13 protein-coding genes are annotated in these 12,826 nt (G+C 70.2%); all 13 read left to right on the forward strand.

Features of this window, described 5'->3' with window-relative positions:
- Positions 1 to 58 precede the first annotated feature (58 nt).
- Positions 59 to 703, forward strand: a complete 645-nt coding sequence (locus tag AB0M51_RS13490; RefSeq protein WP_363749426.1) for a hypothetical protein — start codon at positions 59 to 61, stop codon at positions 701 to 703.
- A 114-nt stretch (positions 704 to 817) separates the two neighbouring features.
- Positions 818 to 2,830: a GxGYxYP domain-containing protein gene (locus AB0M51_RS13495; RefSeq protein ID WP_344187522.1), complete on the forward strand. Its 2,013-nt coding sequence runs from the start codon at positions 818 to 820 to the stop codon at positions 2,828 to 2,830.
- Between the two features lie 31 nt (positions 2,831 to 2,861).
- The gene (locus AB0M51_RS13500; protein WP_344187521.1) at positions 2,862 to 3,653 is read left to right on the forward strand and encodes a GNAT family N-acetyltransferase; all 792 of its coding nucleotides are present in this window, start codon (positions 2,862 to 2,864) and stop codon (positions 3,651 to 3,653) included.
- A 40-nt stretch (positions 3,654 to 3,693) separates the two neighbouring features.
- Positions 3,694 to 6,300: an accessory Sec system translocase SecA2 gene (locus AB0M51_RS13505; protein ID WP_344187520.1), complete on the forward strand. Its 2,607-nt coding sequence runs from the start codon at positions 3,694 to 3,696 to the stop codon at positions 6,298 to 6,300.
- Positions 6,272 to 7,102, forward strand: coding sequence for a class I SAM-dependent methyltransferase (locus AB0M51_RS13510; protein ID WP_344187519.1), 831 nt, complete (start codon positions 6,272 to 6,274; stop codon positions 7,100 to 7,102). The genes AB0M51_RS13505 and AB0M51_RS13510 overlap by 29 nt, the downstream gene beginning before the upstream one ends.
- Before the next feature lie 87 nt (positions 7,103 to 7,189).
- A complete protein-coding gene (locus tag AB0M51_RS13515; RefSeq protein ID WP_344187518.1) occupies positions 7,190 to 7,828 on the forward strand; it encodes a VC0807 family protein in 639 nt (212 codons plus the stop codon).
- Positions 7,821 to 8,069, forward strand: coding sequence for a hypothetical protein (locus AB0M51_RS13520; RefSeq protein ID WP_344187517.1), 249 nt, complete (start codon positions 7,821 to 7,823; stop codon positions 8,067 to 8,069). Before AB0M51_RS13515 ends, AB0M51_RS13520 begins: the two co-directional genes overlap by 8 nt.
- Entirely contained in the window at positions 8,066 to 9,055 is a 990-nt protein-coding gene (locus AB0M51_RS13525; RefSeq protein ID WP_344187516.1) for a hypothetical protein, read from the forward strand. Before AB0M51_RS13520 ends, AB0M51_RS13525 begins: the two co-directional genes overlap by 4 nt.
- Positions 9,056 to 9,291: 236 nt before the next feature.
- Positions 9,292 to 10,842 (forward strand): replication-associated recombination protein A, encoded by a 1,551-nt coding sequence (locus AB0M51_RS13530; RefSeq protein ID WP_363749427.1) that lies wholly within the window; start codon positions 9,292 to 9,294, stop codon positions 10,840 to 10,842.
- Entirely contained in the window at positions 10,839 to 11,147 is a 309-nt protein-coding gene (locus tag AB0M51_RS13535) for a hypothetical protein (protein WP_344187514.1), read from the forward strand. Before AB0M51_RS13530 ends, AB0M51_RS13535 begins: the two co-directional genes overlap by 4 nt.
- A gap of 51 nt (positions 11,148 to 11,198) precedes the next feature.
- Positions 11,199 to 11,993, forward strand: coding sequence for an excalibur calcium-binding domain-containing protein (locus AB0M51_RS13540; RefSeq protein WP_363749428.1), 795 nt, complete (start codon positions 11,199 to 11,201; stop codon positions 11,991 to 11,993).
- A gap of 187 nt (positions 11,994 to 12,180) precedes the next feature.
- On the forward strand, positions 12,181 to 12,591 hold the full coding sequence (locus AB0M51_RS13545) for a DUF948 domain-containing protein (protein ID WP_344187512.1): 411 nt from the start codon (positions 12,181 to 12,183) through the stop codon (positions 12,589 to 12,591).
- A complete protein-coding gene (locus AB0M51_RS13550; protein WP_344187511.1) occupies positions 12,588 to 12,824 on the forward strand; it encodes a DUF6167 family protein in 237 nt (78 codons plus the stop codon). The genes AB0M51_RS13545 and AB0M51_RS13550 overlap by 4 nt, the downstream gene beginning before the upstream one ends.
- Positions 12,825 to 12,826: the final 2 nt, after the last annotated feature.

Below are 12,826 nucleotides of genomic sequence, written 5' to 3' on the forward strand. Positions count from 1 at the left end.
GACCGCCTGACCCGGCAAGCTTGACTCTTCATCGCAACTGACACCTTGAGGAGCTGCCGTGCCCGATCCGTCGACTGTGGTGACGTGGCCAGCTGTTGTGACGATCGCGCTCGGCTCGTCCGTCGTCGGAACGGTCTTGAGCAAGGCGCTCGAGCGTGGCGCATCGCGGACCGAGACGCTCCGTACCGGGTACGCCGACGCGACCCGGGCGCTGAACGCCTGGGGCCAGTTTCCGCTCCGGATACAGCGACGAACCGACGACGAACCGGAGACGCTGGCACGGCTGGAGGCGCTCGGCGCGGAGATCCAGTCGGCACTCGCGTATTCCACCGGGTGGGTCGGTGCGGAGAGCGCCGAGTTGGGCGAGCTCTACAACCAGTTGCTCCAGGTTCTCCGTGCCGAAGTCACCGTCCACGCGCGCCTCGCCTGGTCGACCGCCCCGGCGCGAACTGGTGAGGCGATGAACCTCGCTGGGCCGAGACCGCAGCCCGACACCGGCGACTTGCGACCCGGAGAGCTCCCAGCCGAGTGGCTTGTCGTGCAGTTGTTCTCCTCCGCCATCCAGTACCGAATCGGATGGCGGAGGTACCTGTGGATCCGCCCGCTTCTGCGTCGGCGGCTGTCCCGCATGGGGATCGTGGCCAAGGCCGAGGACGCCTTCGGGGTTCGATCCGCACGAAGGTTGAACGCCCGGCAGGACTGACCATTGCCCCAACCTCGGCGGAAACGATTCCAAGTGAGCTATGTACACACCGTCGCGGGGTTGCTACATTCCCGGCAGATTTGACATCGATGTCAACCTCAGGGAGTGGTCGCGATGGTTTCGAGACGTGCGTTCCTGGCGGGTAGCGGTGCGGTGACGGCGGGGCTGGTGCAGCCCTTCGCGTTGCCTGCAAATGCTGCAGTTTCATCGACGTCCGGCAGCTCCGCTCGGCTGCTGCCGGTGTTCAACCGCCCACGACACCTGGACTACGCCGACGTCAGCAAGCTCCGCGGGGAGGATCAGACCCTGCTGACAACGTTGCAAGGCGTCGTCAACCGTACCGAGCCGGAGTTGTACTTCATCTACGACACCGGGACCGAGAGCGTGCCGGACGCCAAGTGGCTGTCCGACATGACCTTGCCGAAGAAGCTCTACAAGAACCCGCTGGACCTGGTCGCGAAGTACCGGGGCCGGGTCCGGGGCGCGATCGTGTACGACGACGCCGTACCGGACTCGCTGAACGTCGCCACGACGCTCGCCGGGCTGGAGAACGCCGTGGTCGCGAACGCGGACCAAGCGAAGGCGTACGGCCTGAAGATCGTGAAGGACCTGCGCGGGATGTTCGACGACGACCGCGTGAAGACGTACCGGTGGCAGCTCGACAATCTGTTCCCGCTGGTCAGCAAGCAGTTGCTCGCCGGTCTGCCGCCGACCCGGGTGGTCGACGTCGAGGGCGTGCAATGGCTGGAGATCGCCCGCGAGACAACGCAGATCCGCGACTCGTCGAACCGCGGCACCTACAACCTCGACGTCTCCGCCAAGCTCGGGAAGGAGGCCGTGTACGTCAAGTTCGGGGACTCGTTCACCGACGACGGCTGGGGTGCCTCGGTGCGGCATGTCTCGATCAAGGCGAACGACACCGTGATCGCCACCTTCGAGCCGAACACCCCGGAGGAGGCGCCGTACCTGTTCGACGGCTCGCACTCGTCGATCGGCGGTGAGGGCAACAGGTTCGCCGACGGCGGGAACTACTGGATCTACCGGATCGCGCCACCGGCCGGTACGACGTCCCTCGTCGTCACGGTCGAGATGTGGAACCAGTACGTGGTCAGCGCCACCGACACATCGCCGACCCGCGTCGAGCCGTTCCCGTACTTCCGCGACTACGTGGTGGCCACCAAGGCCCTGGTGAGCTGGCTGCCACCCGGCGGTGCGACAGGCGACCTGCTGATCGAGCACTACGCGAAGTGGCCGACGCTGGCGCCGTACATGGGCTGGTTCGCGAACGACGTCTCCGGTGAGTGGGACGGCGTCGACCTGGCGTCGAAGGGCGGCTCGCCCGTGGTCGCGGCCGACTTCTACATGAACGGCACCGTGCACGCCGGCCTCGCGTCGCCGATCTCCGACAAGCCGAGGGCGACGCGGCGGATCGACAAGCCGCAGAACAAGGTCTACCTGACGCTCACGTTCGGCGAGGGCGACAACATCCAGTACTGCCAGCGCCGGCTGCGGGAGATCTGGGACGACCCGAAGCGCGGCGAGGTGCCGACCAACTGGACGATCGACCCGCTGCTGGTGGAGACGGGCCCGAACATCTACAGCTACTTCCAGCGGACCGCGACCGCGAACGACCTGCTGGTCTGCGGGCCGTCCGGCGCCGGCTACACCTATCCGGCGTCGTGGAAGCCCGACGAGCTCACGCAGTACCTGAAGATGTCGGGCGGCTTCATGCGCCGTACCGGGCTGGAGGAGGTGTACGCGTACAGCGGCCGGCAGGACAACACCTGGGTGCTGCTGTCCGAGGAGATCGCCAAGGGGTACGCCGAGTACACGCCGACCAAGGGCATCATGCAGACGTGGGACGGCGACACCCTGACCGCGAAGGTGGGTGGCATCCCGATCACCGGAGGCTGGGGCGCGCCCGGCAAGGCGGCCGAGTTCAAGGCCGCGCTCGACCAGCGGATCGCGAGCTGGGACGGTTCCAAGCCGCTGTTCATCTCCGGTCTGATCGGCGCCTGGTCGTGGTCCCCGTCGGACATGGCCGAACTCGGTCCGCTGCTCGGCGATCCGTACGAACTGGTGCTGGCGAACACCTTCTACGACCTGCTCAACCGCGTGCTGCCGTAGACAGGTGGTGGCGGTGGAGCACGATGGGCGAATGACCCCTGACGAACTGCTCGACGTGTTCCACCGCCGCATCCGGTTGCCCGACGCCGACGCGATTCCCGGCTGGAAGCAGGAGCACGTCGGGCTCGTGCACCGGTCGTACGTCGAGGGGCCGGACGGTGCCGGGTTCGTCGAGGCGCCGCGCGGGCTCGGCGAGGACCCGGACGCGGTGATCGTCGGCGAGGTCGCGTTCTTCCGGGAGCGCGGCCTGCCGTTCGAATGGAAGACGTACGCGTACGACGAGCCGGCCGATCTGGGGGACCGGCTCGAGCGGTACGGGTTCGTGCGCGACGATCCGGAGACGCTGGTCCTCGGTGAGGTGGACCGGGTGCTCGCGCGGCCGTCGGCGCTGCCGTCGAAGGTCCGGTTGCGGGAGGCGGACGGCCCGGAGGACTACGAGCGGATCGCCGTACTCACGGATTCGCTGTGGCACAACGGCACCGAGCGGATCGTGGAGCACCTGGCCGGCGAGGCGCGGATGTTCCCGGACCGGTTGTCGGTGTTCCTGGTCGAGGACGTGCTCACCGGCGGGCCGGTCGTCTCGGCGGCGTGGATCCGGTTCCACCCGGGCACCGGGTTCGCCAGCCTCTGGGGCGGCGGGACGCTGCCGGAGTGGCGACGGCAGGGCCTGTACTCCGCGCTTCTCGTGCACCGCGCCCGGCTGGCGAAGGACCGCGGGTACGAGTTCCTCCGCGTCGACGCGTCCGCGGACTCCCGCCCGATCCTGCAGAAACTCGGGCTGCACGCGGTCACCGTTACAACGCCGTACCACTGGCGACCCTGAGAGGCGGAACGACCGGTAAAGGCTGTACGTTGCCTGCATCATGGCCCTGAAAATCGCTTCCCGCTTCCGCCGGCTGCTGCAGCGCCCCGGCTCGATCGATCTCGGCCCGTACGAGCGGCTCACCCAGCTGGTCGGCGAGGCGGAGGAATCGGTCCTCCCCCTGACCGACGAAGAGCTGACCGAGGCGGTCACCGAGCTGCGCACCACCGGTGGGCTGCACGAGGACGAGCAGATCGAGTACCTGGCGCTGGCCAGGGAAGCCGGCAAGCGGGCGATCGGCGAGCGGGCGTTCGACGGCCAGGTGGTCGGCGCGCTGGCGATGCTGCAGGGCCGGATCGTCGAGATGGCGACCGGTGAGGGCAAGACGCTGGCCGGCGCGATCGCCGCCGCCGGGTACGCGCTCGGCGGCCGCAAGGTGCACGTGCTGGCGGTCAACGACTACCTGGCCAAGCGGGACGCCGAGTGGATGGGGCCGGTGTACGAGCTGCTCGGCGTGACGGTGTCGCACGTCGGCCAGGCGTCCACGCCGGAGGAGCGGCGCACGGCGTACCAGGCCGAGGTCTGCTACGTGCCGGTGAACGAGATCGGTTTCGACGTACTGCGGGACCGGCTGGTCACCGACGTCGCGGACCGGGTCACCGCCGAGGCGGACGTCGCGCTGGTCGACGAGGCCGACTCGGTGCTGATCGACGAGGCGCGGGTGCCGATGGTGCTGGCCGGCGCGACCCGGAACGAGGCCCTCGACGACGACGTCGTCCAGCTGGTCCGGACGCTGCGCGCGGGTGTCGACTACGAGATCGACGGCGACGGCCGGACGGTCGCGCTGACCGACCGGGGCACCGACAAGGTCGAGGAAGCCCTCGGCGAACGCGCCGCCGCCGCAGCCCAGGCAGCAACCACGGCCGGCACGGACGCGGAGACAGACGACGCGGAGACAGACGACGCGGACACAGACGACGCGGAGACAGACGAGGCCGCGGACGACGACGCCGACGACGAGGCTGTGGACGAGCCGGAGCGGCCGAAGTTCAACCTGTACGACGACGAGAACCTCGACCGTCTGACCCAGGTGAACGTCGCGCTGCACGCCGAGGTGCTGCTGCGCAAGGACGTCGACTACCTGGTCCGCGACGGCAAGGTCAGCCTGATCAACAACAGCCGCGGCCGGATCGCGAAGCTGCAGCGCTGGCCCGACGGTCTGCAGGCCGCGGTCGAGGCGAAGGAGGCCGTCCCGGTCAGCGACTCCGGCGAGGTGCTGGACAGCATCACGGTCCAGTCGCTGATCAAGCGCTACAAGTCGCTGTGCGGGATGACCGGTACGGCGGTCGTGGTGGGCGAGTCGCTGCAGGAGTTCTACGACGTCGAGGTGGCCGTCGTACCGCCGAACAAACCGAACGTCCGCAAGGACGCCGAGGACCGGCTGTACCTGACCGTCGAGCAGAAGAACGAGGCGCTGGTCAAGCACATCGCCGAGGTGCACGAGACCGGACGGCCGATCCTGATCGGCACCCACAGCGTGGAGGAGTCGGAGCAGCTCAGCGACCGGCTCGAGGCCGCCGGGATCCCGCACGTCGTGCTGAACGCGAAGAACGACGCCGAGGAGGCGGGGATCATCGCCGAGGCCGGCGTACCGGGCACGGTGACCGTCTCCACGCAGATGGCCGGCCGCGGTACCGACATCCGGCTCGGCGGCAAGGACGAGTCGCACGACAAGGAGAAGGCGCTCGAGCTCGGCGGGCTGTACGTGATCGGCACCGGCCTGCACGCGTCCCGGCGGCTCGACGACCAGCTCCGCGGCCGCGCCGGCCGGCAGGGCGACCCGGGCGGCACGCTGTTCTTCGCGTCGCTCGCCGACGAGCTCGTCACCCGGTACTCCGTGTCGTCCGGCCTGCGCCCGCACCCGGACGAGACCGGCCGGCTCACCGACCGCAAGTCGATCGGCATGCTCGAGCACGCGCAGCGGGTCGCGGACGGCGCGAACGCCGAACTGCACCGGACCACCTGGCAGTACAACCGGCTGACCGGCCAGCAGCGGGCGATCCTGCTGGAGACCCGCGAGAAGGTGCTGACCGAGGACCTGGCCGCCACCGAGCTCGCGGAGCGGGCCAAGGAGCGGTACGACGAACTCGTCGACGAGGTCGGTGCGGACGTGGTGAAGGCCGCCGCGCGGCGGATCGCGCTGGGCCATCTGGACCGGCGCTGGACCGACCACCTGGCGTACCTGGCGGACCTGCGCGAGGGCATCCACCTGCGGTCGCTGGCCGGCGGGATCGTGCACCTGAAGCCGATCGACGAGTTCAACAAGTCCGCGATCGCGTCGTTCGAGACGCTGATCGAGGACTCCTGGAAGGACGCGGCCGCGACGTTCGGCGAGGCCGAGATCACCGCCGACGGCCTGGACGAGGAGGCCAGCGGGATCCCGCGGCCGACCGCGACCTGGACGTACCTGGTGAACGACAACCCGTTCGGCACCGAGGCGGACCGGATCCTCGGCCGGCTGCGGAACGCGATCAAGCCCGAGTCCGTCGCCGAGTCCGAGGAGATCCTCGCCGAGGAGTTCGACGAGGACGACCTGCCCGAGGAGCTCCGGGACGCGGACGACGAGGAGGAGCCGGACGATGAGCCGACGAAGGGGAAAGCCGAGTGACCTTGTCGGCGTCCAGCAGACCCTGACGCCGGTCCTGAAGGCGAAGGCGCTCGACAACCGGCTGCCGGACCCGATCCTCGGTGACGAGTACGCCGAGTTGGCCATGCGCCGTCTCGACCCCGACTACGACAGCGGCCGGTTCGGCACGAGCCAGCTCGGCCTGTCCGCGGTGGTTCGCGCGAAAGCATTCGACGACTGGGCCCGCAGCTTCGTCGCGGATCACCCGGACGCGGTGGTCCTGAACCTGGGCTGCGGCCTCGACGCCCGGGTGTTCCGGATCGACCCACCCGCAGGCGTCGACTGGTACGACCTGGACTACCCCTCGGTCGTCGACCTGCGCCGGCAGATCCTGCCGGCGCGGGAGAACTACACGCTGATCGGCGCCGATGTCACCGAACTGGCGTGGCTCGAGGACGTCCCGCGGGACCGGCCGGTGCTGATGATCGCCGAGGGACTCGTGCCGTACCTGACCGAGGCCCAGGTCTGGCAACTGCTGACCACCGTCGTCGACGCCTTCCCGTCCGGCCAGACAGCGTTCGACACGGTGTCGGTCTCCGCGTGGCGGATGTCGAAGTGGGATCCCGTCGCGCGGAGGTACAACGCGCGCTTCGAGTGCGGCTTCGACGACCCGGCCGCGCTGGCCGACTGGCATCCGCGGCTCGAGTACGTCGACGAGGCGCCGATGAACGACGCACCCGAACTGCTGGCGAAGGCGCCCACCGGCGTACGCCGTCTGTACCGGGTGATGAACCTGCTCCCGGGCTTCCGGCACTCGTCCCGGATCGTGCGCTTCCGCTTCTGACCTCAGACACCCTCTCAGACTTTGGTCTAGGGGTGGACAGCCCTCGGCTCGATGCGGGCCGGCCGGCTCCTCGGCGAACCTTCTCGCATGTCCACCGGTAAAGGCCCTTGGCTGCTCGTCGTCGACATCGGCGTCCCGCTCGCGCTGTACTACGGCCTGAAGGCACTCGGCGCGAGTGACCTGACCGCGTTGCTCGCTGGCGTCGTCCCCGGACTCATCAGCTCAGCGGTGTCCCTGGCGCGTACCCGTCGTACCGACCTGCTGGGGATGGCGGTGGTGGTCAGCATGGTGGCGAGCGCGGTGGTCGCGGTGCTCGGCGGGGACGCGCGGCTGCTGCTGGTCCGCAACGCGTGGATCAGCCTTCCGTTCGCGGGCATCACACTCTGGTCGCTGCGCCACCCACAGCCGATGACGTACGTCGTCACCCGCGCGATGTTCGCGCCCCGCGCGGCGCTGATGGACGAACTGTGGGAGACCGACGCGCGGTTCCGGCATGCGTGGAAGTGGATCACGGTGTGGTGGGGGATCGCGACGATCGTCGACGGTGTCGTCCGGATCGTGGTGTCGTACACGCTGCCGATCTCCGTCGTCCCGGCGACCGACCCGGTGATCACCGTCGCCACGATCGTCGCACTGCAGGTCCCGACCATCGTGCTGCTCCGCCGCAGCGGTTCGTGGCACCGCGTCTTCGGCCCCCGGCGCCCCTACAGTCGGGTAGGTGACTGAGCACATTTCGCAGGACCGTATGGGCGAGCTGATCGACAGCGGCGCCGCGAAGCCGATGCTGCAGGGCATGGAGGTCGGTCCGACCTTCTACCAGGACCGCTGGTGGTACATCCCGACCGAGGCCGCCGACGACGCCGACTACGAACCGGCCGACGCCGAGATGTCCGAGCGGTTCGCCGGCCTGCAACGCCGGGCGGACGCGATCGAGCGCGTGCAGGCGGAGCTGGACGGCCGGGGATGACCGGTCCGCTGGCGAAGTGGACCGGGGCCGGGATGCGGGCGCCGAGGCGCGCCGAGGCCGAGCAGGAGCCGAGCCGCGAGGAGGTGCTGGCCGCCCAGCGGGTGGTGGACCTGTTCGCCACCGAGGCGCTGCTGGCCCTGGACCGGTACGAGCAGTCCCTCCCCGCGGACGCGTCCGACAAGGCCCGGCGTACGGCGGACCGGTTCGCGCACTGGTGGCACAAGCTCGAGCTGGACGGCGTACGGCTGGACCGCGCGGGGACCGACGCCGAGCAGGTCTTGGCGCAGGTGTCCGACCTGGCGCTCGACCCCGACAACGAATGGGGTGTCAGCCTCGAGGAGGCCTCCGGTCTCGCGGCGAGCGAGGCCGCGATCGCCGGGCGGCCGGTCCCGGAGAAGGGGATCGCGGACTTCCGGAAGGAGTTCGAGCAGGCGTACGGCGGACATGCGGGTGAGCCGTCGAACGACGCCTGGCTGGCAGATTCCCTGACCCGGTTCGCCCGGGCGAGCCTGCTCCGCGACGTCGTCGAGTCCGGCGCCAAGACCCGGGTGAGCGGACCACTCCGCGCGGCCGCCGACGACCTGGTCCGGCAGGGGAGGCAGCTGATCGACGACCGCGGGAAGCTGGATCGGAGTATCGGCCGGCGGCCCGGCGACAAGGTCGCGCTGCGCGATGCGGAGGAGAGGCTCACGGTGCCGTACGTGCTGCTGAGCGTCGGCCTCCAGGCGGGCTCCGCGCCGCTCCCGCCGATGGTGGGTGTCGCGTCCCAGGCGGTGGTGCTCGGGATGTACCTCAACAACCTCCGGCAGGTTCGCCGCGAGCATCGGGAAGCCGCAGCCACCCAGGTCGATCCGGCGGCCCAGGACAGGCTCCTGCTCGACCGCGAGGGCCTGGTCGACACCCTCGGCATCCCACCCCCGGCCACCCGCCGCGACATCCGCACTCTCCGAAACGCCACCGAACGCCGCAACGGCCCGAGCCGCTAGCCGACCGCTGAGCCGCCAGCCGCCCGGCCAGGCTGACCGCCCGGGCCGACCTGAGGGGCGGCGCGCCTGGGCTGACCTGCGGGGCGGAGCTGCCGGGCTGAGCTGCGGGGCTGACCTGGCGGGCTGGGCTGCGGGGCTGACCTGGCGGGCTGGGCTGCGGGGCTGACCTGGCGGGCTGGGCTGCGGGGCGGTTGTCGGGTGCGGGGGTTGTCGGTGGGGCTGGATAGGCTGCTGGCGTGAGTGATGGGTTGTTCGATCTGCCGGGTGCGCCGGCGCCTGCTCGTGGGGGCGGGAGTCTGGCGGACGTAGACCATACGGCGGCTCCGCTGGCTGTGCGGATGCGGCCGCGGAGTCTCGACGAGCTCGTCGGGCAGCAGCATCTGCTGGCGCCGGGATCGCCGCTGCGCCGGCTGGTGGAGGGCGACCAGCCGATGTCGTTGCTGCTCTGGGGGCCGCCGGGGACCGGGAAGACCACGATCGCCGCCGTGGTCTCGCACCAGACCAACCGGAAGTTCGTCGAGCTGTCGGCGGTGACCGCCGGGGTGAAGGACGTCCGGCAGGTGATCGACGGCGCCCGACGCGACCTCGCCCGGCCGGGCGGCGCCGTCGAGACCGTGCTGTTCATCGACGAGGTGCACCGCTTCACCAAGGCCCAGCAGGACGCGCTGCTGCCTGGCGTGGAGAACCGTTGGGTGACGCTGGTCGCCGCGACTACGGAGAACCCGTTCTTCTCGGTCATCTCACCGCTGCTGTCCCGCAGTCTGCTGCTGACCCTGGAGTCGCTCACCGACGACGACATCTCCAGCTTGCTCGACCGTGCGCTGACCGACGAGCGTGGCCTGAACGGCGAGGTCGAACTGGCCGCCGACGCCCGCGACCACCTGCTGCGGATGGCCGGCGGCGACGCCCGCCGAGCCCTCACCTACCTGGAGGCCGCGGCCGGCGGCGCCCGCGCCAAGCACGAACAGGCGATCAAACTCGCGGCAGCCACCCGCCCCGACCAAGCCGCCCGAGACACCACCGCCCCGATCGGCCCGAGCTCTTCGACCGAATCCGCCGAGCAGTCCCCGGCGCGCGAGGGCGCGGAGCAGTCCCCGCGCGGGAGCGTCGAGCAGTCCTCGGCGGGCGGGGCTGCTTTGCCCGGGCGGGCCTTGATCGACCTGGTCACGCTGGAGACGGCTGTCGACCGGGCGGCGGTGCGGTACGACCGGGCCGGGGACCAGCACTACGACGTCGCGTCGGCGCTGATCAAGTCGATCCGTGGGTCCGACGTGGACGCCGCGATGCACTACCTGGCGCGGATGATCGAGGCGGGGGAGGACCCGCGGTTCATCGCCCGCCGGCTGGTGATCTCGGCCAGCGAGGACATCGGCATGGGCGACCCGACCGCGCTCGGCGTCGCGGTCGCGGCGGCCGAGGCGGTGCAGTTGATCGGCATGCCGGAGGCGCGGATCAACCTCGCCCAGGCGGTCGTCGCGCTCGCGCTGGCGCCGAAGTCGAACGCGGTGATCATGGCCGTGGACGCCGCGATCGCGGACGTGAAGGCCGGCAAGGTCGGCCCGGTCCCGCCGCACCTGCGGGACGCGCACTACGCCGGCGCGAAGAAGCTCGGCCACGGCTCGTCGTACCAGTACTCGCACGACGACCCGCGCGGCGTCCTCCCACAGCAGTACGCACCCGACGTGATCGACGGCACCGACTACTACAACCCGACCCGCCGCGGCGGCGAGGCGTCGTACGCCGATCGGGTGACCGCGATCCGCAAGATCCTCCGCGACCGCACATGAGCCGGCTGGCCGAGCACGTCGCCGCGTTCAACGCGGCGGTGCGCAGCGGCGACTGGGACACGTTCGCCGGGCGGTTCGCGGTCGACGCGTCGATGCGGTTCACCGGTATTCCGGTCTGTCCGTTCGAAGGACGGACGGCGATCGCCGCGGCGTACCGGGAAAGTCCGCCGGCCGAGACCATGACGTTGCTCGAGGACGACGGCGATTCGGGACGTTTCCGCTGGTCAGGCGGCGGCACCGGGTCGATGGACGTGCGCTGGGCACCCGACGGAGCCGTCCAGGTACTCATGGTGAGCTTCGACTGAAGCGCTCGAATGGGTAGGCTGCCTCTCGGCCTGGGGGTGAAGGGTTAGTCAGTGAGGCAGCTCCATCTAGGTCGACATGCACGGAAGTTCAGGGCGCGGCACAGCCGGCGGCGCCTGCCGGTTCTGAAGCTGGGCGGGCTCGCGGCGCTCGTTGTCGCATTGGCCGCGGTCTGGTTCCTCGTACCGTTCGGAAGGCCGGACCCGGCCGACAGCCAGGCGACGCAGAACGCGTCGGTTCCCACGGTCGAGCGGACGGACGGTACGACGCGTTCGAGCGCCCGCCCGTCGCTCCCGGCCGGCAGACCCCTGGTCCCGATCACGCCGTCGCTGCTGCCACCGGCCGCGACCGCGACCCCGAACGCACCCACCTGGGCCGCACCGCCGGGAACAACCACCAACAGCTCGACACCGGGCGGTTCGACGACATCAGGTCCCACGACCACAGACCCGTCGACGACAGGCCCCTCCACAGGCGGAACAACCGCCGGCCCGACGACAGGCGGCCCGACCACAGCGGGCCCGACCACAGGGGGGCCGACGACAGCGGGGCCGACCACCGCGGGGCCGACCACCGCCGGGCCGACCACTGCCGGGCCGACGACCGCTGGGCCGACGACCACCGGACCGACGACCACCGAGCCGACGTCCGGGCCGACGTCCGGGAGTTCCACGACCGGGACGCCGACGACCCCGAGCACCTCGCCGTCCGGCACCCCGACCTACTACAAGGACTGCGCCGAGGTCCGCGCCGCCGGCAAGGCACCGCTCTACCGCGGCGACCCCGGCTACTCCCCGGCACTGGACCACAACGGCGACGGCATCGCCTGCGAACGCGGCAACTCCTGACCCCACCAACGCCCACACCGCCCGTCACATCACCCGCCGTACACCCCTCGCGCCGGTTTGGTGAGCGACTGTGATGTGCGGGATGGTGTCCTGGAGCGGAGTGCGCTATGGCCGCGCGATAAGGTCGGGCGGTCCATAAAGTGGGCACTAGCTCGCACGAGGTCGCTACGGAAGGTGGATCGTCTCCATGAGCGTCGGTGAAGTCGCGGGGCTGATAGCCGCCTGCGCGCTGCTCATCCTGGTGGGCCTGCTGGCCTATCCGATCCTGAAGCTCGGCAAGGTGTTCGACGAGACCCGGATCATGGTGAAGGGCGTCTCCGACTCCAGTGTCCCGCTGCTCGGCGAGGTGACCACCACGGTCGCCACCACCAACGCCCAGCTGGCGAAGGTGGACACGATCACCGACAACGCGACCACGGTGACCACCAACGCGGCCGCGCTGATGTCGCTGTTCTCGGCCACCGCCGGCGGCCCGCTGGTGAAGGCGGCCGCGTTCACGTACGGCGTCCGCCGCGCGCTCGGCGACCAGCAGCGCAAGGACGTGGCCAAGCGCGTCAAGGACGAGATGAAGGCCGAGCGGAAGGCGCGGAAGCGGTGAAGCGGATCTTCTGGCTGATCATCGGGATCGCCGTCGGCGTGTACGCCGTCACCAGGCTGAAGAAGCGGGCGCAGATCCTCGCTCCGGAGAGTGTCCAGGAGTCCGCGGCCAAGCTGGCCGCCGCGGTCCGGCACTTCGGCGACCAGGTCCGCGAGGGCATGGCCGAGCGGGAGACCGAGCTGCGCGACGCGCTCGGCATCGAGAACACCCACGATCGTGAGGACTACCGGTAACA

This window comes from Kribbella sp. NPDC051137 (assembly GCF_040682535.1).
In the GTDB taxonomy this organism is placed as follows: Bacteria; Actinomycetota; Actinomycetes; order Propionibacteriales; family Kribbellaceae; genus Kribbella; species Kribbella karoonensis.

What these genes read in the sequence shown, in the direction of transcription:
- AB0M51_RS13535 (WP_344187514.1), top strand. Translation starts at nt 10,839, where the DNA reads ATGAGCCGGCTGGCCGAGCACGTCGCCGCGTTCAACGCGGCGGTGCGC.
- AB0M51_RS13505 (WP_344187520.1), top strand. Translation starts at nt 3,694, where the DNA reads ATGGCCCTGAAAATCGCTTCCCGCTTCCGCCGGCTGCTGCAGCGCCCC.
- AB0M51_RS13495 (WP_344187522.1), top strand. Translation starts at nt 818, where the DNA reads ATGGTTTCGAGACGTGCGTTCCTGGCGGGTAGCGGTGCGGTGACGGCG.
- AB0M51_RS13515 (WP_344187518.1), top strand. Translation starts at nt 7,190, where the DNA reads ATGTCCACCGGTAAAGGCCCTTGGCTGCTCGTCGTCGACATCGGCGTC.
- AB0M51_RS13545 (WP_344187512.1), top strand. Translation starts at nt 12,181, where the DNA reads ATGAGCGTCGGTGAAGTCGCGGGGCTGATAGCCGCCTGCGCGCTGCTC.
- AB0M51_RS13500 (WP_344187521.1), top strand. Translation starts at nt 2,862, where the DNA reads ATGACCCCTGACGAACTGCTCGACGTGTTCCACCGCCGCATCCGGTTG.
- AB0M51_RS13525 (WP_344187516.1), top strand. Translation starts at nt 8,066, where the DNA reads ATGACCGGTCCGCTGGCGAAGTGGACCGGGGCCGGGATGCGGGCGCCG.
- AB0M51_RS13510 (WP_344187519.1), top strand. Translation starts at nt 6,272, where the DNA reads ATGAGCCGACGAAGGGGAAAGCCGAGTGACCTTGTCGGCGTCCAGCAG.